The 23,068-nt window shown below is 69.7% G+C and carries 21 protein-coding genes and 1 pseudogene; 13 read left to right on the top strand and 9 right to left on the bottom strand.

Annotation, left to right across the window (positions count from 1 at the left end):
* Nucleotides 1-138: 138 nt before the first annotated feature.
* Nucleotides 139-777: a maleylpyruvate isomerase family mycothiol-dependent enzyme gene (locus ACIBBB_RS13875; protein ID WP_398981492.1), complete on the bottom strand. Its 639-nt coding sequence runs from the start codon at nt 775-777 to the stop codon at nt 139-141.
* Nucleotides 770-1,687, bottom strand: coding sequence for an alpha/beta hydrolase (locus ACIBBB_RS13870; protein ID WP_398981490.1), 918 nt, complete (start codon nt 1,685-1,687; stop codon nt 770-772). The genes ACIBBB_RS13875 and ACIBBB_RS13870 overlap by 8 nt, the downstream gene beginning before the upstream one ends.
* Nucleotides 1,688-1,770: 83 nt before the next feature.
* On the opposite strand from ACIBBB_RS13870, the gene ACIBBB_RS13865 reads away from it, so the two are divergent.
* Entirely contained in the window at nt 1,771-2,406 is a 636-nt protein-coding gene (locus tag ACIBBB_RS13865; protein ID WP_398981488.1) for a TetR/AcrR family transcriptional regulator C-terminal domain-containing protein, read from the top strand.
* A gap of 397 nt (nt 2,407-2,803) precedes the next feature.
* Here ACIBBB_RS13865 and ACIBBB_RS13860 read toward each other — a convergent pair whose 3' ends face one another.
* Entirely contained in the window at nt 2,804-3,688 is an 885-nt protein-coding gene (locus ACIBBB_RS13860; protein WP_398981486.1) for an aldo/keto reductase, read from the bottom strand.
* 105 nt (nt 3,689-3,793) lie between these two features.
* On the opposite strand from ACIBBB_RS13860, the gene ACIBBB_RS13855 reads away from it, so the two are divergent.
* The 8 genes and pseudogenes from ACIBBB_RS13855 to ACIBBB_RS13820 all read left to right on the top strand — a co-directional run bounded on the left by ACIBBB_RS13855 (nt 3,794) and on the right by ACIBBB_RS13820 (nt 12,090).
* Nucleotides 3,794-4,372 carry a TetR/AcrR family transcriptional regulator gene (locus ACIBBB_RS13855; protein WP_398981484.1) on the top strand — a complete coding sequence of 193 codons (579 nt, stop codon included), beginning with the start codon at nt 3,794-3,796 and terminating at the stop codon, nt 4,370-4,372.
* A gap of 261 nt (nt 4,373-4,633) precedes the next feature.
* Nucleotides 4,634-5,527: an aldo/keto reductase gene (locus ACIBBB_RS13850; protein WP_398981482.1), complete on the top strand. Its 894-nt coding sequence runs from the start codon at nt 4,634-4,636 to the stop codon at nt 5,525-5,527.
* A 343-nt stretch (nt 5,528-5,870) separates the two neighbouring features.
* On the top strand, nt 5,871-7,028 hold the full coding sequence (locus ACIBBB_RS13845) for a radical SAM protein (protein ID WP_398981480.1): 1,158 nt from the start codon (nt 5,871-5,873) through the stop codon (nt 7,026-7,028).
* Nucleotides 7,029-7,096: 68 nt separating this feature from the next.
* Nucleotides 7,097-8,101 carry an alpha/beta hydrolase gene (locus ACIBBB_RS13840; protein ID WP_398981478.1) on the top strand — a complete coding sequence of 335 codons (1,005 nt, stop codon included), beginning with the start codon at nt 7,097-7,099 and terminating at the stop codon, nt 8,099-8,101.
* A 235-nt stretch (nt 8,102-8,336) separates the two neighbouring features.
* Nucleotides 8,337-8,895 (top strand): annotated as a pseudogene (locus ACIBBB_RS13835) (epoxide hydrolase); the annotation flags it as partial.
* A 16-nt stretch (nt 8,896-8,911) separates the two neighbouring features.
* Entirely contained in the window at nt 8,912-9,139 is a 228-nt protein-coding gene (locus tag ACIBBB_RS13830; protein ID WP_398981476.1) for a hypothetical protein, read from the top strand.
* A 202-nt stretch (nt 9,140-9,341) separates the two neighbouring features.
* Complete coding sequence (locus ACIBBB_RS13825) at nt 9,342-10,784, top strand: GuaB1 family IMP dehydrogenase-related protein (protein WP_398981474.1); 1,443 nt, start codon at nt 9,342-9,344, stop codon at nt 10,782-10,784.
* 433 nt (nt 10,785-11,217) lie between these two features.
* Nucleotides 11,218-12,090, top strand: coding sequence for an RNA polymerase sigma factor SigF (locus ACIBBB_RS13820; protein ID WP_398981472.1), 873 nt, complete (start codon nt 11,218-11,220; stop codon nt 12,088-12,090).
* 147 nt (nt 12,091-12,237) lie between these two features.
* Here ACIBBB_RS13820 and ACIBBB_RS13815 read toward each other — a convergent pair whose 3' ends face one another.
* Nucleotides 12,238-12,645 (bottom strand): ATP-binding protein, encoded by a 408-nt coding sequence (locus ACIBBB_RS13815; protein WP_398981470.1) that lies wholly within the window; start codon nt 12,643-12,645, stop codon nt 12,238-12,240.
* A 67-nt stretch (nt 12,646-12,712) separates the two neighbouring features.
* On the bottom strand, nt 12,713-13,723 hold the full coding sequence (locus ACIBBB_RS13810) for an SGNH/GDSL hydrolase family protein (protein ID WP_398981468.1): 1,011 nt from the start codon (nt 13,721-13,723) through the stop codon (nt 12,713-12,715).
* Nucleotides 13,724-13,946: 223 nt separating this feature from the next.
* Here ACIBBB_RS13810 and ACIBBB_RS13805 point away from each other — a divergent pair, with 223 nt between their 5' ends.
* The gene (locus ACIBBB_RS13805; RefSeq protein ID WP_189109191.1) at nt 13,947-14,402 is read left to right on the top strand and encodes an Lrp/AsnC family transcriptional regulator; all 456 of its coding nucleotides are present in this window, start codon (nt 13,947-13,949) and stop codon (nt 14,400-14,402) included.
* A gap of 74 nt (nt 14,403-14,476) precedes the next feature.
* On the opposite strand, the gene ACIBBB_RS13800 is transcribed toward ACIBBB_RS13805, so the two are convergent.
* Nucleotides 14,477-15,067: a Repetin gene (locus tag ACIBBB_RS13800; protein WP_398981466.1), complete on the bottom strand. Its 591-nt coding sequence runs from the start codon at nt 15,065-15,067 to the stop codon at nt 14,477-14,479.
* 298 nt (nt 15,068-15,365) lie between these two features.
* Here ACIBBB_RS13800 and ACIBBB_RS13795 point away from each other — a divergent pair, with 298 nt between their 5' ends.
* Together ACIBBB_RS13795 and ACIBBB_RS13790 are read left to right on the top strand one after the other, a co-directional pair.
* Nucleotides 15,366-16,259 (top strand): carbon-nitrogen hydrolase family protein, encoded by an 894-nt coding sequence (locus tag ACIBBB_RS13795; protein ID WP_398981464.1) that lies wholly within the window; start codon nt 15,366-15,368, stop codon nt 16,257-16,259.
* Between the two features lie 65 nt (nt 16,260-16,324).
* Nucleotides 16,325-18,046 (top strand): flavin monoamine oxidase family protein, encoded by a 1,722-nt coding sequence (locus tag ACIBBB_RS13790; protein ID WP_398981462.1) that lies wholly within the window; start codon nt 16,325-16,327, stop codon nt 18,044-18,046.
* A 36-nt stretch (nt 18,047-18,082) separates the two neighbouring features.
* On the opposite strand, the gene ACIBBB_RS13785 is transcribed toward ACIBBB_RS13790, so the two are convergent.
* Both ACIBBB_RS13785 and ACIBBB_RS13780 read right to left on the bottom strand, forming a co-directional pair.
* Nucleotides 18,083-18,802 carry a DUF5995 family protein gene (locus tag ACIBBB_RS13785; protein WP_398981460.1) on the bottom strand — a complete coding sequence of 240 codons (720 nt, stop codon included), beginning with the start codon at nt 18,800-18,802 and terminating at the stop codon, nt 18,083-18,085.
* Between the two features lie 54 nt (nt 18,803-18,856).
* Nucleotides 18,857-20,257, bottom strand: a complete 1,401-nt coding sequence (locus ACIBBB_RS13780) for a uracil-xanthine permease family protein (protein ID WP_398981458.1) — start codon at nt 20,255-20,257, stop codon at nt 18,857-18,859.
* 207 nt (nt 20,258-20,464) lie between these two features.
* On the opposite strand from ACIBBB_RS13780, the gene ACIBBB_RS13775 reads away from it, so the two are divergent.
* Nucleotides 20,465-21,772, top strand: coding sequence for an alginate lyase family protein (locus ACIBBB_RS13775; RefSeq protein ID WP_398981456.1), 1,308 nt, complete (start codon nt 20,465-20,467; stop codon nt 21,770-21,772).
* Between the two features lie 74 nt (nt 21,773-21,846).
* Here ACIBBB_RS13775 and ACIBBB_RS13770 read toward each other — a convergent pair whose 3' ends face one another.
* Entirely contained in the window at nt 21,847-23,067 is a 1,221-nt protein-coding gene (locus ACIBBB_RS13770) for an MFS transporter (RefSeq protein ID WP_398981454.1), read from the bottom strand.
* Nucleotide 23,068 lies beyond the last annotated feature (1 nt).

Below are 23,068 nucleotides of genomic sequence, written 5' to 3'. Positions count from 1 at the left end.
CGGCACCTGACCGCCCGGCCATCGGCATCGGCCACGCGCGGCGGCCGGTGGATACCTGCGCCATGAGCGATTCATACGACATCCCCGAGCTGATCGTGTCCTTGTTGGTACTGCCGGGTTTCGTCGGGACGAGCGCATTCAGAGGCGTGCTCGCAGAGTGGTGGTGCCGTTGCCCGTGAGCCGGGGCAGGGCGTGGCGCCGGCCGGCGAGGACGGAGATGAGGTGTTCGGCGACGCCGGTGACGTCGAGGTTCTGGTCGCCGGGGCGGTGCCAGTTGGTGTCGGTGGTTCGGAGGGTGAGGCCGCGGGCTCGGGCGCGGGCCGGGATGAATGGGTTGGGGATGGTCGTTTCGACCTTCAGGACGGCGTTGGCGACCTCGGGACTGATACGGGCCGGACGGTCGAGGGCGAGGGAGATGTCGAGGTGGTGGACGGTGTGGTCGCCGAGCATCAGGGGGGTGGGAAGGAGCCGTCCGATGCCGTGGGGGCGCGCGCGGGCCTGGTCGAAGGCGTTGAGGAGCTCGTGCGGGGTGTGGCGGTGGCTGTGGCGGCGTGACAGGTCCTCGTTGGCGCTGTCGAAGGATCCGCGGTGGCTGCCCATGGCGGCGAGGAGTCGCGGCAGTGGAAGCCGCAGTCCGAGGACGACGTGGGCGAGGACGTCCTGGTTGGTCCAGCCGGTGCACAGGCTGGGGCGCTGCCACTCGTCGTGGGTGAGGGTGCGGGCGAAGGCGGAGAAGTCGGCGTCCTGGCGGGCCAGGAGCGCGGTGTGGTCAGTCACGGCCGGCCTCGGTGAGCGCCCTCGGCCGCAGATGCCTGGTCAGGAACGTGACCTGGTCGCGGATGATGCCGTCGACGAGCGGCGGGTGGTAGACCTCGAAGTGGTCGGCGGGGTAGTGCAGGGCGGTGCCCCGGGGTGCGCGCTGTGCCGTCCGCGCAGCTATGCGCGGGTCCGTGAGGGTCTCGTGGTCGGATATGCAGACCAGGAGCGGGGCCTGGATCGACGCGGCGCGGCGGGAGGCGTTGAGCTTGACGAGTTCGAAGCCGGTCGAGGCCGTCACGCGGTTGTCGAACGACGCGCCGGGCGGGACCATGCCGTACCAGCCGTCCTTGGCCCCGGGCACGGTCACGAGCGCGGTCCTTCCGGGTTCGTCGACGATGGGAACGTAGCGGCGCGGCAGGCGGAACGCGGCACGGATCAGGTCGCTGGTGATCGGGCCGATGAGCTTCGCGACGGCGCCGAGGCCCGAGCTGAATGCCGCGTTCATGGTGTTCATGACGGGGCACTGCACGACCGCGGCGGCGAGTTCGGGATGGTCGGCCGCCGCGAGCAGTACATGGGTGGCTCCCATCGAGGTCCCCCACAGGGCGATCCGGGTGGGGTCGACGCGGGGGTCGCTCGCGAGGAAAGTGAGAGCCGCGTCTATGTCGGCCAGCTGCCGGGGGATGGAGATCAGCTGGCGGGGTGTTCCCTCGGAGGCGCCGATGTGCCGGAAGTCGAAGGACAGAACGACCATGCCGGCGTTGGTGAACGCCTGTTCGTACTGGTCGAGCCGCATGTCGTGGGTGGCGCCGAAGCCGTGGACGAGGACCACCGCCGGGTGGGGACCGTCGTCGTCGGCGGGGTAGTTCATCCACGCGGCACACCGTTGCCCCTTGGAGAGGAAGGAGGTGTTGCGGGTTTCGTGCACGGGGCACTCCTCACTGGAATACGTACGCTGTACGTGTAGTAGCTTCAGATACGTACGGCGTACGTGTCAAGTGGGGAGTGAGCATGAAAGCCCGGTTCACGCTGGCGGAGATCCAGCAGCAGGCGCTGGCCATTGTCGATCGCGACGGCCTGGCGGGGCTGTCGATGCGTTCGCTCGCGGGAGCTTTGGAGACGGGCCCGATGACGCTCTACAACTACGTCAAGGGCCGCGGGGAACTGGAGGAACTCGTGGTCGGTGCCGTCGCCGCTCGGGTAGACATGCCCGCGCCCACCGACGACTGGCACGCCGACACGCGAGCCGCCGCCACCGCCCTGTGGCGCACAGTGCGGGCCCACCCGGCCGCCATGCCGCTCGTCCTCACACGCCGCACGTCAAGCCCGGCAGGGCTGGCACCGGCCGAGGGCCTGGCCTCCGCCCTCGCCCGCTCAGGACTCGACGGGGCCGATCTCCTCGCCGCCTTCCGGACCGTCATGGCTTTCGTCATGGGCCTCGCCCAGGCCGAACTCGCCGGTCCCCTCGCTCCGGAGGGTGCCGCGGACGCTGAAGCCCATCGCGTCGGCGCACTCACCGAGGGCGCCCTCCCCGCCCTCTTCCGGCTCGCCTCCATCGGTGCCGAGTACGCCGACGAAGAGTTCGACCGGGGCCTCGCCCTCGTCCTCATGGGCATCCAGCAGGCCGTGGCGAGCGCGCGCGACTGACCGGACGCCGGACCGGATCCTTCCCCACCGGGGCGGCAATGGCATGTGTTGAGCAGTTGAGGCCGTGCGAGGACGCTGTAGTGGCTTGCACCCCCGCACCGTAGGACGAGCTCTGGCCGATGGCAGGGGTCAGGTGTCCGCGTGCGTGCGGGCGCGGACCGGTCCGCGCCGGGAGCGTTCCACGGCTTCAACCATGTTGCGAGCCTTCGCGGTCGTGCTGGAGGTAGTAGTTGCCCGCAGGGGATCCATCCCGACTGCGGTGCCGGAGGGGTCGTACTGATAGTCGCCGATGAGTGTGCCCAGTGGTCAGCCACCGCTGCCGCGTGGTGGTACCTCCTTGGACGGCTGCCGGACGGGGCCGACGATCTTGTCGTCGGCCGCACCGTCGATTCGTTCGCTACGCCGCGGTTTCGTCCACGAGTTCGGTGATGGTCGCAACTTCGTCAGGGTCGAGGCGTACGGATCCGGCGGCGACGTTTTCGCGCAGGTGGGCGAGGCTCCTGGTGCCGGGGATCGGGAGCATCGCGGGGGAGCGGTGCAGGAGCCACGCGAGCGCGAGCCGCTGCGGGGTGATGCCGTGGGCGGCGGCGATGGGAGCGAGGGTCGAGGCCACCCGCTCCGCGTTGTCGCCTCCGTCGCGGAGGCTGACCGGGTGCCAGGGGGAGAAGACGGCGCCGTCCTGCTCGGCCGCCGCGAGCAGCCCGCCGCCGCTGCGGTTCCCGACGTTGTAGAGGGCGGTGACCGCGGCGATGTCCGCGATATCGCGCGCTGTGGCGTATTGCTCAGGAGTGACGTTGGAGAGGCCGATGTGCTGGATGTATCCCTCCTCCTGCATGGCCCTGAGCTCGCCGATCTGGTCCTCGAACGGGGCGTCGGTGGCGTATCCGTTGTGGAGGTAGTAGAGCTGCACGCGTTCCAGGCCGAGTCGCCGCAGGCTCGTCATGAGCGCTTGCCTGAGGTACTTGGGGTTTCCGACCGAGCCGAGGGTCGAGTAGTCATAGCCGCCGCGCACGAATCCGCCCTTGGTCGCGATGACGAGCTCGTCCGCATACGGGTGCAGTGCCTCGCGGATCAGGAGTTCGTTGGTGTGCGGTCCGTAGACGTCGGCGGTGTCGATGAAGTTCACGCCTTCGTCGAGGAGGGACCGCAGGAGGCGGACGCCGCCCTCGTGGTCCGGGTAGGGACCCCACACCTGGGGGCCGGTGAGCTGCATGGCTCCGAAGCCGATCGTGTTGACCTTCAGGTCGCCGCCGATGGTGATCGTGCCCGGTACGTCTGCCACGATGCGCTACTTTCTGTGATGATGTGGATTGACTCCCCGATTATCCGGGGACACTCCCCACTTTAACTGGGGAGTGTCCCCGTTTTCAACCGAGAGGTACGGCCCATGTTCGACTTGCTTGCCCAGCGGCGCCCGCACCGGGCGGATGCGGCACGCAACTTCGACGCGCTCGTCGCTGCCGCGCGCGACGCCTTCGAGGAGCTCGGCGCGGACGCGAGCATGGATGAGATCGCGCGACGCGCCGGCGTCGGCAACGCGACGCTGTACCGGAATTTCCCGACCCGTGAGGTGCTCGTCGAGACCGTGTACCTGTCAGGGGTCCAGGACGTTTGCGAGTACGCCGAGGAGCTCGGGAAGGACGACGACCCGGCCGTCGTGCTCGTCGCCTGGCTGCGACGGTTCGTCGTGCTCGCGAACACCAAGCGCGCCCTCATCGAGGGTCTGGCCTTCAACCCGAACGGCTTTCCGGCCGCGCACGACGCGCTTTACGCCGCCGGTGGGCCGCTCATGGCCCGGGCGCAAGAGGCAGCACAGGTCGACCCGGGCCTCGACATCGACGACGTGATGCGATTCGCTATCGGCGTCAGCGTCGGCCTCTACCGTGACGACGCTCAACGCGAACGAGTCTTCCGCGTCGCGATGAAGGGTCTTGTGAGCTCATCGGCCTTGCCGCAACTCCCGTGAGCCCCGGGGATCCTGGAGATGCGAGGGGCTCCGGCCCGGCACCCTGGCACAGCTCTCCGGCTTCGCCCCTTACGGCGCGGGGGTGTAGGCGACGGCGGTGTCCTCGCAACGGCCGTCCGCGAGGACCGTCGCTCGGAGCGCCGAGCCGGCCTCCAGAAGTCCTCCATCTGCCACAAGTTGCTGGTGGGGGACTCCTCCAGAAAAATAAGAAAGCCCTCCCAATTTCCCGGGAGGGCTTCCGACAAAGCTGGAGATCGAACCATGCCGGTGGAGACCCATGGCAAGGGGAATCGCATCACAGTCGCCGAGGACCTCGCGGTGGGCCGAGTGGGCTACGGGGCCATGTTGCTCACCGGCCCCCAAGTGTGGGGGGAATACCCCGACCGGGAGGGGGCCGCCGCGCTGCTCCGCGAGGGAGTAGAGGCAGGGGTCGATTTCATCGACACCGCTGACGTCTACGGTCCGCACACCAATGAGATCCTTATCCACGATGCCCTTCATCCCTACCCGAAGGGTCTGAGGATCGCGACCAAGGGCGGATTCGTGCGCGGCGGTTTCGACTACGCGACGCTTGACGCCGTCGGCAATGCCAACTACTTGAGTCAGAGCGCCCACATGAGTGCTCGGCGGCTCGGGGTGGAGGCCATCGACCTTTACTACCTGCACAGTGGGCGAGCAACCGACGTTCCGTTCGAAGAGCAGGTCGGTACACTGGCCGATTTGCGGCAGCAAGGGCTCATTCGCCATATCGGCCTTTCGAACGTCACGCTGGAGCAGCTGCGCATCGCCCAGGGCATCGCCGAGATTGTCGCTGTGACGGCCCTCTACAACGTGACGATGCGCGCCGGGGCCGACTTGCTGCGCGCCGCCGAACAAGATGGCATTGCCTTCTCACCCTGGCACCCGGTCACCCTGACCGACGGACCTGCGCCGGGCCCCGAAAAGGCTCGCGAGGTGCTCGCCCCGATCGCCGCCAGGCACGAGGCTACGTTGCAGCAGATCGCGCTGGCCTGGCATCTCCATCGCTCGCCCATCTCGCTGCCGATCCCGGGGACCACCTCGCTGGTGCACCTGCGGGAGAATCTCGCCGCACAGTCGATCAGGCTGTCGGACGAGGAAGTCGCAGGCATTACCGCGATCACCGCCGAGCCTTGAGGTCCCTGCCCGTTGAGGTACAGTCTCAAGGTCCTGTTGTCTCCGAATGAGGTTGACGTTGCGCATCTGAGGTCTGCGATCATCGCGCGATACGGCTCCGCCCGTACGCCAGTCACGCTGTAGTCGGCTTTCGCCGCCCGTGACGCCGCGTAGATGTGACCTCGATGCTTGAGCCGCCCCTCGCCTGTCGGCGGGCCGCACTCTTCTCCGGGTCTGAATCTGCGTGCGGTGCTCGCACTCGTAGCCCCCGATCCCCGCGCCTACGACCGCGAGAAGGAAACCCACCATGACCCACGCCGTAAAGTCACACCGCGCCCATGCCGCTGAGGCAGGGCACGCTTCCTTGAATCACCCAGCCCTGCCCAACCCACCGCCCGGAACCCGACTGGCGGACATCCATACGTACCTCGCCGGCGTCGGCGCGCCGGAGTACCGATTCCGGCAGCTCTTGCACAGCCTGCACCAGGGCGCCGTGGACTTCGACCAGGTGCGGGAACTCCCCGCCGTCCTCCGACAGGAACTGACCGCTCGCTTCGGACCCAGCCTGTGGCCACTCAAGCCGGTGGCTGCCCAGTCGGCGGAGCAGGTGGAGAAGGTCCTCTTCGAGACGGAGACCGGCAGCCGTGCGGAGACCGTCCTGTCCCGCTACCGGGCCGGATGGTCTTCGATCTGTGTTTCCTCCCAAGCCGGCTGCGGCCTGGGCTGCACCTTCTGCGCCACCGGTGCGGTGGGGCTGGTGCGCAACCTCACCGCGGACGAGATCTACGCCCAGGTTGCCCATCCGCACTGGCGCACTTCCGGTGCGGCGCTGCCCGACAGCGTGGCCTTCATGGGCATGGGAGAGGCGCTGGCCAACCCGCATGTCTTCCCCGCCCTGCGCCTGCTCACCTCCCCCGGTTACGGAGGGCTCTCACCTCGCCGGATCACGGTCTCGACGGTGGGCTTCGTCCCCAACCTGGTACGGCTCACCAGAGAGCACCCCCACATCACACTCACCCTGTCCGTCCACTCCGCGTTCCCGGCGCAGCGTGCCGACCTCGTTCCTCTTGAGCGGCGCTTCCCTCTGGCCGAGAACCTCGCCGTCCTCGATGAGCATGTCGCCGCCGTACGCCGCAAGGTCTACCTCGCCTACCTGCTCATCGCGGGTGTCAATGACTCCCCGGACCATTTGCGGGCGCTGGCCCGGCTGGTGAGGTCACGCTCTCGCCCGGAGCTCTTTCACGTCAGCGTGATCCGGTACAACACCGCCGCGGGGGCGGACCCCTCCTACCGGGCGCCGGCGACGGAAGAGGTCTCGCAGTTCGTCGCGCGGCTGCGTGATCTGGGCGTACGGGCCACGCGCAGGCGGCAGTTCGGCTCTTCCATCGACGCCGCATGCGGGCAGCTTCATGCCCGCTATCTGCTCGACAGCCCGTCAGGCGGTGCGGACAGCCCATCGGGGCGGGCCCAGGCGCCCGCTGTCGGCGGTCGTCGGCTCCTGGCCGTCCAGAACGATCACTGAGACGGATGGGAAGACAGCGCGGATGCCTGCCGTCCCGAAGCCGTACGACTTCTGTCCGAGAGGAAATGATGAGTAACACCCAGACCCCGAACGAGCAGCCGCCGCCGACGCCGTTCGACCCCGAGCTGTCCGCGGTGCTCGCCGGCATGGGCGATCTGCGCGACAGTTCGCCGTCCGCGCCGGGCAACGTGAGGGAGTGGCGGACGCGCCTGGCGGATCTGGCTCCTGACCCGACCGTGGGGGAGTTGCGCGACCGTGGGGCCTTCGAGGTGTCCGAGCGGTCGGTGCCCGGGCCCGGGAGCGTACCGGAGGTCCCGCTGCTGATCGCCCGCCCTGCCGGTCTCGAGCACGGCGCGCCGGTGATCTATCACGTGCATGGCGGGGGGATGATCGGCGGCACAAACCGGGCGGGCATGGAGGTGATACTGCGGGAGTGGGCTGAGCCGCTCGAACTCGTCGTGGTCTCGGTCGATTACCGGCTCGCGCCCGAGCACCCTTATCCGGCAGGTGTCGAGGACTGCTACGCCGGTCTGGTGTGGGTGTCTCGCCACGCCCACGAGATCGGTGGGGATCCGGAGCGCATTGTAGTCGCCGGCGCGAGCGCGGGCGGCGGTCTCACCGCCGCGCTCGCGCTGATGGCACGCGACCGCAAAGGCCCGCACCTCCTGGGGCAGGTGGTGATGTGCCCCATGCTCGACGACCGCAACGACTCCCCGTCCGCCGTGCAAATGGCCGGACTGGGCGTGTGGGACCGCGATGCCAACGCGGTCGGGTGGTCCTCTCTCCTGGGAGAGGAGCGCGGGGGTGCCGACGTATCGCCGTACGCTGCCCCGGCCCGTGCGACGGACCTGTCCGGGCTTGCGCCGGCCTTCATCGATGCCGGCTCCGCCGAGACGTACCGGGATGAGGCCGTCGCCTACGCCACCCGGATCTGGCAGTCCGGCGGCGAGGCCGAACTGCACATCTGGGCGGGCGGATTTCACGGCTTCGACCAGTTGGCACAGGAGGCCGCCGTCTCCCGCGAGGCCCGACGCGCGCGGGTCCGCTGGCTGCAGCGCCTCCTGTATCGCTGAGCCGCATTTTCAACGCCCCATCCTGGTAAGGCGGTTGGGCGGACGCGGGCCTTCGACAGCTGGTAGCCGAGCTTGACCTCCTCGGCCGAGTGACGGCCGCGAACATGGCGGTTGGTAGTGCGCATGGTCCCCCTGAGCTTGTCGCTTATCGTCTGGCGTCGTCGAAGGGCGCCTCGCAGGGACATGCCTTGCTCAACTCGGAGCACCAGCTGGCGACCAGCTTCACGGGGATGCAACGTTCGCGCAGGCACCGCCCTGGGTTGACGACGGACGGGCTGACGGCGGTCGAGCGCGAGTGGACCGAGGAAACCCGCGATTTCTGGCGCCACCGCGCGGCGTACGCGAAGCAGCAGGCGACCCGACCGCAGACCATCGGGTACTCGCTCGTCGACTCACCGGTCGGGCTTCTTGCCTGGATCCTTGACAAGTTCGCCGAGTGGTCAGACACCGAAGACAGCCCGTTCGAGACGATTTCCAGAGACAGGGTTCTTGACGACGTCACCCTGTATTGGCTGACGCGGACCGGCGCATCGTCGGCCCGCATTTACTACGAGAGCCACAACTCGCTCGATCCCGGACTTCGGGTCGACGTCCCGTCAGCGATCAGTATGTATCCCCGCGACATCGAGAAGTGTCCGCGCGCCTGGGCACAGGAGCGGTACCGACAGATCGTCCGATGGAGGTCGCCCGAAACCGGAGGGCATTTCCCGTCGCTGGAGGTTCCCGAGTATTTCGTCAAAGATCTGCAAGAAGGCCTCACGGCAGTACTGGCCGCTGGCGGTAGTTGGTCATGACGTTGTCGACGCCGGCGTGGCAGACCGGGTCGAGACCTTCGGCCGGGTGGTCACAGCCACGGGATACGCGCTCGGCGTGAACTGGCAGCAGGTCGAGCCCTATATCGAAGTCATCCAGTACACCGTGCTCGCCCTGTTGCTCGCCGTCCTCGTCGCCTTCATTGTCACGCGCCTGCGCCGGCGGGGAGAAGAGAAGAAGGCCCATCCTCGACCGGTCGACGCGGATCCGGAAGCGATCTCCTGACGACGGCAGCTTCTCTTCCTTGGTCGAAGATACAGGCGCCAGTGCTGAAGATTTGGCGGATGATACACAGAAGGGGGTGCCAGTTCGCTAGGACGGGGTGGCATCGGTGATGATGGCTTAGGAGCCGCAGCCCGATCCCGTGCTGGTTCGGTGCTGACTTCCCACCCGCCCTGTACGTATACCTGCTGGTGAGAGAGTTGGCATGCGATTCCTCAATGATCTGAAGCCGCCGTACGACTTGACGTACGACGACGTGTTCATGGTGCCGAGCCGCTCGGCCGTCGGCTCCCGGCAGGGCGTCGACCTCGCCGCACCCGACGGCACCGGCACCACCATCCCGCTCGTCGTCGCCAACATGACGGCGATCGCGGGCCGCCGGATGGCGGAGACCGTCGCCCGGCGCGGTGGTCTCGTGGTCATCCCGCAGGACATTCCGATCGAGGTCGTCACCGACGTCGTCTCCTGGGTCAAGACCCGGCATCTCGTGCTCGACACCCCGATCGTCCTCGCGCCGACGCAGACCGTGGGTGACGCCCTGTCCCTGCTGCCCAAGCGGGCGCACGGTGCCGGGGTCGTGGTGGACGACGGCCGGCGTCCCGTCGGAGTCGTCACCGAGCACGACCTGACCGGGGTCGACCGTTTCACCCAGCTCTCCGAGGTCATGTCGAAGGACCTGCTCCTCATCGACGCGGACATCGACCCGATCGAGGCGTTCGGCAGGCTCGACGGCGCCAACCGCAAGCTGGCCCCGGCCGTCGACACCGAGGGCAGGCTGGTGGGCATCCTCACCCGTAAGGCCGCCCTGCGCGCCACGCTCTACACTCCGGCCACCGACGCGAACGGCCGGCTCCGTATCGCCGCCGCGGTCGGTATCAACGGCGATGTCGCGGGCAAGGCCCGGCAGCTCCTCGACGCGGGCGTCGACACGCTCGTGGTCGACACCGCGCACGGCCACCAGGAGTCGATGCTCACGGCGGTCAGGGCCGTCCGGGCGCTCGATCCGAGGGTGCCGGTCGTCGCGGGCAACATCGTGGCCGCCGAGGGCGTACGCGATCTCGTCGAGGCGGGCGCGGACATCATCAAGGTCGGTGTCGGGCCCGGCGCCATGTGCACCACCCGCATGATGACCGGTGTGGGCCGGCCGCAGTTCTCCGCCGTGCTGGAGTGCGCCGCCGAGGCGAAGAAGTACGGCAAGCACGTCTGGGCCGACGGCGGGGTCCGCCACCCGCGCGATGTCGCGATGGCGTTGGCCGCCGGCGCGTCGAACGTCATGATCGGTTCCTGGTTCGCCGGTACGTACGAATCGCCCGGCGACCTCCAGCAGGCCGCCGACGGACGGCTCTACAAGGAGTCCTACGGCATGGCGTCGGCACGCGCGGTGCGGAACCGTACGAGCGAGGAGTCGGCGTACGAGCGGGCCCGCAAGGCGCTCTTCGAGGAGGGCATCTCGACCTCGCGGATGTTCCTCGACCCGGCGCGGCCGGGTGTCGAGGACCTGATCGACTCGATCATCGCCGGGGTCCGGTCCGCGTGCACCTACGCCGGGGCGAACTCGCTGGAGGAGTTCGCGCAGAAGTCGATCGTCGGTGTGCAGAGCGCGGCGGGTTACGCGGAGGGCAAGCCGCTCCACGCGAGCTGGAGTTAGGGCCTGTCCGGCGGATCTTCGTGGGCCCGGGACGCCTGGCACGGCACCTCGCCGCGTTGTCGGACTCGTCCAAGTACGTCCGGTCCATCCACAACGACGATCCTCCGCCTTGCGACGCACCGCACCAGCCGCCCCGGGCTGATCCACGAAGATCCACCGGACAGGCTCTAGGGTCTCTTCCGGATCCGACCCTGAGGCCGGACGGGCCGGTTCCGCGAATTTCCCGGCCCGTATCGCCGTCCGTCGCCACCGTGGGCCGGTCGACTCGCACCCCTGTGACCAGGCAACTCGCCGTCGTACGCGGGCCGGGGGCCCGCCTGTCGAAGCCGCGTCGAGCGGGATTGGCATATCCCGGTCACGATCCTTGGGACATGACCTGGTTGGGTCTGGGTACACGGGCTGTGCACTGTCCAACAGAGCAGGGGAGGACACAGTGGCCACGGCGAGCGCAGTCCCGACCGACACCACTCGGTACGGAACCCACCAGGCCGACATCGCGGAACTGGGGCTTCCGCATGTGGAATGCCCGGGAGACGTGGCACCCAAGGACGCGCGGGAGATCTCACGGGTCTTCTTCGTCCGGCTGGCGGAGCTGGAGGAGGGGACTCACGAGCACCAGTACGTCCGTAACACCCTGATCGAACTCAACCTGGCCCTGGTGCGGTATGCGGCGACCCGCTTCCGGAACCGCTCCGACCAGATGGAGGACATCGTCCAGGTCGGCACCATCGGTCTCATCAAGGCGATCGACCGCTTCGAGCTCAGCCGCGAGGTGGAGTTCGCGACGTTCGCCGTCCCGTACATCGTCGGTGAGATCAAGCGCTTCTTCCGTGACACGAGCTGGGCCGTTCATGTGCCGCGCCGGCTCCAGGAGCTGCGGATCGACCTGGCCAAGGCGACGGACGAACTGTCGCAGCGGCTGGACCGCGCCCCGACGACGGCCGAACTCGCCGAGCACCTCGGCCTCGACGAGAACGAGATCATCGAAGGCGTCGTCGCGAGCAACGGCTACACGGCCGGTTCGATCGACATGCCCACCGACGACAGCGCGGAGTCGTCGTCGCCGCTCTCCGACCGACTCGGCGCGCCCGACGCGCAGTTGGAGGTGGCGGAGAACGTGCAGGCGCTCAAGCCGCTGATCGACGAGCTGGACGACCGCGAGAAGTGGATTCTCCAGATGCGGTTCGGCGCGGAGATGACGCAGTCGGAGATCGGCCAGGAGCTGGGCGTCTCCCAGATGCATGTGTCGCGACTGCTGTCACGGATCACCGGACGGCTGCGGGAGGGTTTGCTGGCGGTCGAATGACCGGCCGGCCGGCGTCCGCCGGTCACGCTCGCCGACCACGGACGAACGGTGGAGGGGATGTCCCAGAACTTGGGGACATCCCCTCCACCGTTCGTCCGGGCCGTCACAGACCGCCGGTCGAACCCGACCGTGCTCAGGTGACTGTGCTCAGGCGACCGTCGCCGGCGTCGGCGGCCGGTCCCAGACCGCCTGCACCCGCTTGCCCTCGGGCAGCGGCCGGATCTCCACCCGGGTCGCCAGCCTCAGCACCATGTGCCACCCGAAGCCGCCGCCCCCGCCGAAGTCGGGGTCGCGCGGAATCGGCGGCTGGGGGCTCGAATCGTCGATCTCCACGACCAACGACTCCTGCTCCGCCCTGAGATGGAGCCGCCACCAGCCCGAGGTGTGCCGGACGGCGTTCGAGACGAGTTCGGAGACGACGAGGAGCACCGCGTCGAGGTCGGCCCAAGGGCAGTGGTGCGTCAGGAACTCGGCGGCGGCCCCGCGGGCGGACGCCGTGTCCAGCTGCGGTGATTCGACGATCACCGTGTGCGGCTCTTCACTCATCTCGATCATTCGCCTACCCCGATTTCGGGCATCCATCAAATCCACCCGGGGAGCCGCCCCGTCCGGACAAAACACGCTACCCGGCCGCTACCACGAATGGCGGCACACATTCCGCTTCGCGCAGGGCGGTCGCGACCGCCTCCGCGATGAGTACATGCCCGCTGTCGTCCGGATGCACTCCGTCCACCAGATGCTCCGCGCGGAGCAGGCCCCGGCCCGGCAGCAGCAGAAGCCGCTCGTCGCCCGCCGCGACGACGTCCCGTACGGCCTCCTCCATGGCCGCGCGCAGCTCCGTGAGCGTCGCCCCGAGCGCGTTGCCGGTGTGCTCCGCGTCGGGCCGCAGTACGGGCGAGAGGACCAGCAGCGGAGTGGTCGGATGCCCTTCGCGTACGACGGCGAGGAACGCGCGCGTCGTCTCGTACAGCAGCGGCGCCGAGTACGGCACGCCGAACCAGCAGTTGGTGCCGAAGGCGAGGGTGATCAGATGGGCGGGGAGTGCGGCGATGTGGGAGGCGGTGGCGAGTTCGCCCCGGGCGGCGCCCGCGTAACCGAGGTTGACCGTGTCCAGGCCGAGCGCCCGCCCGGCGACGGCCGGCCAGGACCGCGCCGGGCGTGTCGACGACCAGCCCTCGGTGATGGAGTCGCCGTGGACGACCCAGCGCGGGCGCGCCGGCGCGGGGGCCAGGGAACCGCCGACCGGCCGTACGCCCAGGATCTCGGGCGCGTGCCCCTCGGGCAGATGGACGGTGAACGGGCCGCAGGACGGGGGCAGTTCGATACGCGCCACCTGCTCGCGCGCGGGCTCCGTGAACGTCTCGCCGAGGAAGCGGTCGCCCTCCCAGAGGGCGAAGGCGTGGGCGAGTTCGGTCAGCGGGTCCCCGGGCTCCGGGACAGTGGCGCGGTACCGGATGTCCGCGGCGTCCGCGCCGTCGGAGACGAACTCCAGCCGCACACCGATCGGCAGCACCGCGCGCTTGGTGATGTCCCACGACAGCTGCGACATGTCGGAGGGGTCCGCGCGCACCACCCGGTCGCCGTCCATCCAGCCCACGCCACGCAGGAAGGGTGCGGGATCCAGCCAGCTCATCGTGCTCCTCGGTCCTGGTCGTCGTCCCGGAAAGCGGGTTCGCCTCCGACGTCATAGGTGCCCCGTCGAAGGCCCGAAATGTTCCGCCGTCCGGCCATGGCGCGGACCTGCCGAGTGATCATGGGTGAGACCGTCCGCCTCATGGTCTACTTCGGAGGCGGGGCGCGCCCCGCCTCCGGCCGGCCACGGCGACCACCACCCGCAGAGAAGTGATCCACCCGCAGTGCGACTGAACAAGCTCGACGAACGCATCGTGCACGCCCTCGCCGAGGACGCCCGCCGCTCCTTCGCGGACATCGGCTCCGAGGTCGGCCTCTCGGCGCCCGCCGTGAAGCGGCGGGTGGACCGGCTGCGCGCCGAAGGCGCCATCACGGGCTTCACCGTGCGGGTGGACCCGGCGGCGCTCGGCTGGGAGACCGAGGGATTCGTCGAGATCTACTGTCGCCACAAGACGTCGCCCGAGGACATCAGGCGCGGCCTGTCGCGCTACCCGGAGGTGGTGTCGGCGTCGACCGTCACGGGCGACGCCGACGCGCTGGTCCAGGTCTTCGCCTCCGACATGCGCCACTTCGAGCGGGTGCTCGAACAGATCGCGGGGGAGCCGTACGTGGAACGTACGAAGTCGGTCCTGGTGCTCTCCCCGCTGCTCAGACGCTTCTCGTCGGGCGCGCCGGGCTGACACGGACACCTGGGGTGCCGGGGCTCCCGTCCCCTGTGCGGGAGTCCCGGCATCACGACGCGTAGCTCAGCGCGTCAGAGCTTCGGCTCCCAGGGCAGCACATTGAAGTCGCCGGTGCCCGCCTTGACCTTCTCGAACGGCGCGGAGCTCACGCACTTCGGCATCGGCCCCTGCTCGACCGGGCTGCCGGTGGAGGCCCAGCTGTAGCCGAGCCGGTCCTTGCGCCCCAGATCGTGCACCGTGACGCCGACCCGCCTGCCCTCGGCGCCCTCCAGGTCGGACTTGGTGATGACGCCGCTCACGACGGCCACCTTCCCCCCGGTCACCAGGCAGTCGACCTTCACTTCGGCCGAGGCGCCGAAGTCGTTCAGATAGTGGCTGAAACGGAAGGTGCCGGTGGCCTTGCTCGGGTCGTCGGTGTCCTCGGCGGCGAGGTGCGCGTCGAAGCTGAAGGTGATGTCGTCACCGAGCGAGCGGTACAGCTTGGCGGTGCCGGTGAGGGCCGCCGCCTCTCGCGTCGTGCTCCGGTCACCCGCCCCGGTGCCGTTGTCGTCCGACGCGACGGCCGGTCCGCCGGTGGTGGCGACGGCGGCGGCGACCAGCAGCGCGGTTCCCAGCGCGGCGGCGCGGGTGCGGCGACGGGACGACGGTGCGGCAAGGTTCATGGGAAACCCCTTCTACGGAGTACCGGTACTCCCGGTACCGATCGCGGGCGCCCGGCTCTTCCCGGGCCTGATCACCGTCCCGCGCCGGGGCACCTCGGGGCGTCGGGCCACGGTCCCCATCCACTCCGCCGCACGGCGGAGAACGGATGCGACCAGCGACGCAACGAATCGCCGTCCAGAGGCCCGAAGACGCAACGAATGCCCTGCTCACACGCAACACAGGCGCCTTGCCGCCGCGGAAGTCGGAGCCGTACCGTCTGGATGTCCCCCCGAACACCCTGACGTCCCGAGGTCTGCCATGCCGTCGTCGCGTATCGCCCTGCTCCAGAGCTCCGGCAGGCCCGGCGACATCGTGAGGAATCTTGAGTTCGTCGCGGGCGCGGCGCGTGAGGCGGTGGCCGGCGGGGCGGCCCTGCTGGTCTGCCCCGAGATGTTCCTCACCGGCTACGCCATCGGCGCCGACGTGTCCCGGCTGGCCGAGCCCGCCGACGGTCCGGCCGCCCAGGCGGTGGCGCGGATCGCCGACGAGTACGGCATCGCGATCCTGTACGGCTACCCGGAGCGGGCCGGCGACGGGGAGGGCGCGCGCGTCCACAACGCCGCGCGGCTCATCGGCCCGGACGGCTCGTCCCTCGCCAACTACCGCAAGACCCATCTCTACGGCGGCTTCGAGCAGGAGTGGTTCACCCCGGGCGACACCCCGGTCGTACAGGCCGATCTCGGCGGCCTGCGGGTCGGGATCATGATCTGCTACGACGTCGAGTTCCCGGAGAACGTACGCGCCCACGCGCTCGCCGGGACCGATCTGCTGCTGGTGCCGACCGCCCAGATGCATCCCTTCCAGTTCGTCGCCGAATCGGTCGTCCCGGTGCGTGCCTTCGAGAACCAGATGTACGTGGCGTACGTGAATCGCACCGGTCCCGAGGGCGGGAGCGAGGGCGGAGGCGAGGCCGGGGGCGAGGCCGGGGGCGAGGCCGGGGGCGAGGCCGGGGGCGAGGCCGGGGGCGGGTCCGCCTTCGAGTTCGTCGGGCTGAGCTGTCTGGCCGGTCCCGACGGCACGACACGCGCGAGGGCGGGACGCGGCGAAGAGCTGGTCTTCGGCGACGTCGACCCCGAACTGCTACGGGCCTCCCGGGCCGCCAACCCCTATCTGCGCGACCGCCGCCCCGGCCTCTACGGCTCCCTGAACTGACCGCGACCGCCCCGCGCCTCTCACCGCCCTCACCGCTGCCCCACCCCGCAAGGAGCCCGTACCCCATGACGTCCACGGTGCCCACCGCCGCCCAGCACCCCGAGGCGCAGCCGGACGCCGGCCTGCCGCCGGTCACCATGTTCGGTCCGGACTTCCCGTACGCCTACGACGACTTCCTCGCCCACCCCGCCGGCGTCGGCCAGGTGCCGGCGACCGAGCACGGCGCCGAGGTCGCGGTCATCGGCGGCGGTCTCTCCGGCATCGTCGCCGCGTACGAGCTGATGAAGATGGGCCTGCGGCCGGTCGTCTACGAGGCCGACCGGATCGGCGGCCGGCTCCGTACCGTCGGCTTCGACGGCTGCGACCCCGCCCTGACCGCCGAGATGGGCGCGATGCGCTTTCCGCCGTCCTCCACCGCGCTCCAGCACTACATCGACCTGGTGGGCCTGGTCACCGAGCCGTTCCCCAATCCCCTCGCCCCCGGCACCCCTTCGACCGTCGTGGACCTCAAGGGCGAGTCGCACTACGCGGAGACGATCGACGATCTGCCGCAGGTCTACCGCGATGTGATGGCCGCCTGGAACACGTGTCTGGAGGAGGGCGCCGACTTCTCCGACATGAACCGCGCGATGCGCGAGCGCGACGTGCCGCGTATCCGGGAGATCTGGGCGCGGCTGGTCGAGAAGCTCGACAACCAGACCTTCTACGGCTTCCTCTGCGACTCCGAGGCCTTCAAGTCCTTCCGGCACCGCGAGATCTTCGGCCAGGTCGGCTTCGGTACGGGCGGCTGGGACACCGACTTCCCCAACTCCATCCTGGAGATCCTGCGCGTCGTCTACTCCGAGGCCGACGACCATCACCGCGGCATCGTCGGCGGCAGCCGGCAGCTCCCGCTGCGGCTCTGGGAACGCGAGCCCGCCAAGATCACGCACTGGCCGCTCGGCACCTCGCTCTCCTCCCTGCACGGCGGCGAGCCGCGCGGCGCCGTGACACGGCTGCACCGCACGGCGGGCGACCGGATCACCGTCACCGACGCCTCGGGGGACATCCGCACCTACCGTGCCGCCGTCTTCACCGCACAGTCCTGGATGCTGCTCTCGAAGATCGACTGCTCCGACTCGCTCTTCCCGATCGACCACTGGACGGCGATGGAGCGTACCCACTACATGGAGTCGTCCAAGCTGTTCGTGCCGGTGGACCGGCCGTTCTGGCTGGACAAGGCCGTCGACGACCAGGGGAATCCGACCGGCCGCGACACGATGTCGATGACGCTCACCGACCGTATGACCCGCGGCACATATCTCCTGGACAACGGGCCCGGCCGGCCGGCCGTCATCTGCCTCTCCTACACCTGGTGCGACGACAGCCTGAAGTGGCTGCCGCTGTCGGCGAACGAGCGGATGGAGGTCATGCTGAAGTCGCTCGGCGAGATCTACCCGAAGGTCGACATCCGCGAGCACATCATCGGCAGCCCGGTCACGGTCTCGTGGGAGAACGAGCCGTACTTCATGGGCGCGTTCAAGGCGAACCTGCCGGGCCACTACCGCTACCAGCGCCGCCTGTTCACCCACTTCATGCAGGACCGGCTCCCCTCGGACAAGCGCGGCATCTTCCTGGCGGGCGACGACATCTCGTGGACGGCGGGGTGGGCGGAGGGCGCCGTACAGACCGCGCTCAACGCCGTGTGGGGCGTGATGACCCACTTCGGCGGCGCCACGGACCCGGCGAACCCGGGGCCGGGGGACGTGTACGACGAGATCGCCCCGGTGGAGCTGCCGGAGGATTGAGCGGGGCGGTGGCGGGGAGGGCTCGGGGCCCCGGGCTCAGCCGTACGGCGTGAGCAGGCACCGCCCCACCAGGCCCACCCCCGCGTCCGTCCGTTCCCTGAACTCCTCGGCCAGCGGCGGCACTTCGCGCAGACCCCAGAGCACCAGCGCCGACGACCAGGCCGCCTCCAGGGCCCGTTCCACGTTCCAGGACCCGAGCAGATGCGTCACCGGGTCCTCGACCCGCGGCCCGCGCCCCGCGTCCGGACCGGCCGGTGCCTGCTCGCCGACGCGCTCCACGAGCAGCGCGAGCGCGTCACCGACCCGGGCGAACGCCGTTTCCAGCGCGGGCGGTTCGCAGCCACGGGCCCGGCACAGGTCCACCACGGCGAGGGCGAGATCGTGCCCCACATGCGCGTTGACGCCCGCGAGCGCGAACTGCGCCGGCCGTACGCCCGGATGGCGCCGGTACTGGAAGAGCGGCCGCCAGGCGGCCGGCGCCCGCCCGCCCACGCCCACCGCGTCGACCGCCGCCAGATACCGCTCGGCGAGTGCCGAACGCAGGGCGGCCGCGTCCCGCGTGGCGGCCGTCGCCGGACAACCGCCCCCGTACGACGCCGTGATGTCCCCGGCGCCCGACAGACAGAGCCCGTTGAACACGGCCACGCCGTCACCCTCCGGCCAGGCCGAACGCAGCGCGTGCATGCGCTGCCACGCGGAATCGGGTGGGGGCCGGTCGTCATCGGGTGGGGCCGCGAGCAGTTGGATCTCCGCCATGGGGGGAGCGTCCCAGCCCGGGAGCCCGCGAGGGGCCGGGGGAGCGGGACTTCGTCAGAACGAGGGACGGTCGCGTCCTTCATCCCCGTCGTCGTACGTCGATGTGCCGGAGTCGAGCAGCGGTCCGTCACCCTTCAGATGCGGCGGGGCGAAGGCCCGCAGCACGTGGTGGCCGACGATGACGACGAGCGTGCCGAGAGCGATGCCGCTGAGTTCGAAGCTGTCGGTGAACTTCAGAGTGACCCCGCCGACGCCGATGATGATGCCCGCGGCCGCCGGCACCAGATTCAGCGGATTACGCAGATCCACCCCGGCGTTGATCCAGATCTGGGCACCGAGCAGACCGATCATGCCGTAGAGGATGACGGTGATCCCGCCCAGCACCCCGCCGGGAATCGCGGCCACGACGGCGCCGAACTTGGGGCAGAGTCCGAAGAGCAGGGCGAAGCCGGCGGCGGCCCAGTAGGCCGCGGTGGAGTAGACGCGGGTGGCGGCCATCACGCCGATGTTCTCGGAGTAGGTGGTGTTGGGCGGCCCGCCGACGGCGGTGGAGAGCATCGACGCGGCGCCGTCGGCGGCGATCGCCGTGCCCAGCTTGCCGTCGAGTGAATCGCCGGTCATCTCGCCGACGGCCTTCACATGCCCGGCGTTCTCCGCGATCAGCGCGATCACGACCGGCAGTGCGACCAGGATCGCCGACCACTCGAAGCTCGGCCCGTGGAAGTCCGGCAGTCCGACCCAGTCGGCCTTCCCGACCAGTGACAGATCCAGGCGCCAGTGATCCACGGACTCGGCGCCGCCCGCCGGGGAGTGGATCCGGCCGAATATTCGGTCGAAGAGCCAGGAGACGGCGTAGCCGAAGAGCAGCCCGAGGAAGATCGCGACACGTGACCAGAAGCCGCGCAGACAGACCACGGCCAGCGCGGTGACCACCATCACCAGCAGCGCGGTCCACTGGTCCTGCGGCCAGTACGTCTTGGCGGAGACCGGCGCCAGATTGAAGCCGATGAGCATCACGACGGCGCCCGTCACGACCGGCGGCATCGCGGCGTGGATGATCCGGGCGCCGAAGCGCCGTACCGCCAGACCGGAGAGGAAGAGCGCGACGGCGACGACGAAGACCGCGCCGGTCACGGTGGCGCTGTCGCCTCCCGATGCCCGGACGGTGGCGGCGACTCCGACGAAGGAGAGCGAGCAGCCGAGATAGCTGGGCACTTGGCCGCGGGTGGCCAGCAGGAAGAGGACCGTCGCGACACCGGACATCATGATCGCGAGGTTGGGGTCGAGGCCCATCAGGACGGGCGCGACGAACGACGCGCCGAACATCGCCACCACGTGCTGGGCGCCAAGTCCCGCCGTACGCGGCCAGGAGAGCCGTTCGTCCGGCCGGACCACGGCGCCGGGCGCGGGCGTTCGCCCGTCGCCGTGCAGGGTCCAGCGCACACCGAGCTTCATGAGGGTGCTCCACTTCCGAATCCGGCACCGAAAAGATCAGGTCATGGTAGGGCCCGCTGTCACCACCTCTTCGTCGGGTGGCGGCGCGCAGGTTCCGTCCGCTGAATTCCGTCCGAGGCATTGTTCGTTGGAGCCGGGTGCCTCTACGCTCGCAGCTCGCACGGTCTTGTTCGTGAACTACATTCATATACGTGATGGGAGTGCTCGATGAGGAGCAGAACCCGGGGGCGTCTCGGCGCCCTGCTCACCGCCTCGGCGGCCCTGGCCGCGGTCCTCGTACCCGTATCGTCCTCCTCCGCCGTGGATCCCGGTCCCGCCACCGGCACCTCGGCAGGGAAGGATCGCGCTCCCGAAACCGTCGTCATCGACGGTTCGCGGATGCGCCAGGCCAAGTCCCGACTGGACGCCGGGGACCGGGAGTTGCGCCGTACGGTGCGCCAACTCACCGCCACCGCAGACACCTGGCTGAAGCAGGGCCCCTGGACCGTCACCGACAAACCGAAGCCCGCGCCCAGCGGCGACCCCCACGACTACCTCAGCCAGGCCCCGTACTGGTGGCCGTCCCAGCCCAAGACCGAGGAGAACCCCTGGGGCTGCCCGTACGTCCAGCGCGACGGCGAGCGCAACCCCGAGGTCGACACGGGCACCGACCGCCCCGACATCGGAAAGGTCTTCAACTCCACCACCGCCCTGAGCCTCGCCTGGTACTACACGGGCGAGAAGAAATACGCGACGCACGCCGCCGACATCCTGCGCACCTGGTTCGTCGACCCGGCGACGCGGATGAACCCGAATCTGAACCACGGGCAGTTCATCCCCTGCAAGTTCGACGGGCGCGCGATCGGCATCATCGACTTCTCACAGCAGTACACGAGCGTGCTCGACGCGCTCGCGATCCTGGAGACCGGCGCTCCCGGCTGGACCAAGGCCGACCGCGCCGGCATGCGTGCCTGGAACGAGGACTTCCTCGACTGGCTCGTCAACTCCCCCTTCGGTAAGGAGGAGTCGGCCGCGGCCAACAACCACGGCACCTTCATGGACATGCAGGTCGCCGGTCTCGCCCTCGCCACCGGCGACAAGGCCCTCGCCCGCCAGGTCGTCAAGGACGCGCGGGCCAAGCGCATCGACACCCAGATCGAGGGTGACGGCACCCAGCCGCAGGAACTGGCCCGTACGCGCAGCTGGCACTACTCGACGTTCTCGCTCGTCGCCTACACCCGGCTCGCCGACATCGGCAGACACGTCGGGGTGAACCTCTGGGACCACCGGGGGCCGGAGGGCCAGAGCCTGTTCAAGGCCGTCGAGTATCTGCTGCCGGCCGCGACCGCGAGCACCCCGTGGCCGCATCCGGAGCTGGAGTTCTACCGGTACGCGGCGAGCGACATCGTCCAGTCGGCGGCCGACGCCGGAAACCGGAAGGCGCGGGCGGCCGTGCCCCTGCTGGAGGAGCCGCCCCTGGGTGACCTCTGGGCGCTGCGCCCCGCCGCCGAGCAACTCGACTCGATCGCGCCCTGAGCCGACTGGTTCGCCGGACGGGCCGGGAGCCCGTCCAGCGAAGGCGCGCGCGCCGCGTCGGTGTCCGCGCCGCGTCAGTCCTTCTGTATGGAGGGCGCGGGCGCCGGTGCCCCGGCCGCCGGCGCCGTACGCCGGTCCCCGGTCTTCAGCACGCTCGCCCCCAGCACCAGGCCGAAGGCCAGCACGGTCACCAGACCGAAGGAGACGACCAGGGACGTCGTATCGGCCACCGCGCCGATCGCCGAAGGGGCGATCAGCCCCGAGGTGTACGTGATGGTCGCGACGCCCGCGATGGCCTGGCTCGGGTTGGGGCCGCTGCGCCCGGCGGCGGCGAAGGCCAGTGGTACGACCACCGCCACACCCAGCCCCACGAAGGCGAACCCGCCCATGGCGACCAGCGGGTTCGGCGCGACGACCACCAACAGACCGCCGAGGGTGGCGGAGACGCCGCCGACCCTGACGCACCGTACGGCGCCGAAGCGGTCGACGACCCGGTCGCCCAGCAGCCTCGCGACGGCCATGGTGAGTGCGAAGGCCGTGGTGGACGCGGCGGCGAGGCCGGGGGATGTGTCCAGTACGTCCTCCAGATACACCGCCGACCAGTCGAGGCTCGCGCCCTCGGCGAAGACCGCGCAGAATCCGACCGCACCGATGAGCAGCGCGGACTTCGGCGGCAGGGCGAAGCGCGGCGGCGGCTCGTCGTCCGGCTCGCTGCGCAGATCGAGCACCCACCGGCAGGCGATCAGGCCCGCGACCGTGAGCACGGTGGCCGCGATCAGGTGGTGCACGCGCGCGTCGCTGTCCAGATGGGCGGCGAGCGTGCCGCCGGCGGAGCCGAGCAGCGCGCCCGAGCTCCACATGCCGTGCAGGCTGGACATGATCGACTTGTCGAGCCGGTTCTCGATCTCCACGCCGAGGGCGTTCATCGCCACGTCCGACATGCCCGAGGTGGCGCCGTAGACGAAGAGCGCCAGACAGAGCGTCAGCAGATTGGGGGCGAGCGCGGGCAGGGTGAGGGAGAGCGTCCAGAGTGCGATCAGTCCGCGCAGCGCCGTACGCGCGCCGAAGCGGTGGCTCACCGTGCCGGCCAGCGGCATGGCCACCGACGCGCCGATGGCGGGGAAGGCGAGCGCGAGGCCCAACTGCCCGGCGCTCAGGGACGCGTGGTCCTGGATCCAGGGGATACGGGTCGCGAGACTGCCGGCGACGGATCCGTGCACGAGGAAGACGGCGGCCACGGCGAACCGAGCCTGTCGCAGCCGTCGCTTGTCGAAGACCGGTGGTCCAGTCGTCATT

It is taken from the genome of Streptomyces sp. NPDC051217, assembly GCF_044455465.1.
Taxonomy (GTDB): Bacteria; Actinomycetota; Actinomycetes; order Streptomycetales; family Streptomycetaceae; genus Streptomyces.
The sequence above is the reverse complement of the archived record's forward strand: the minus strand, read 5'-3'. Positions and strand labels throughout refer to the sequence as shown.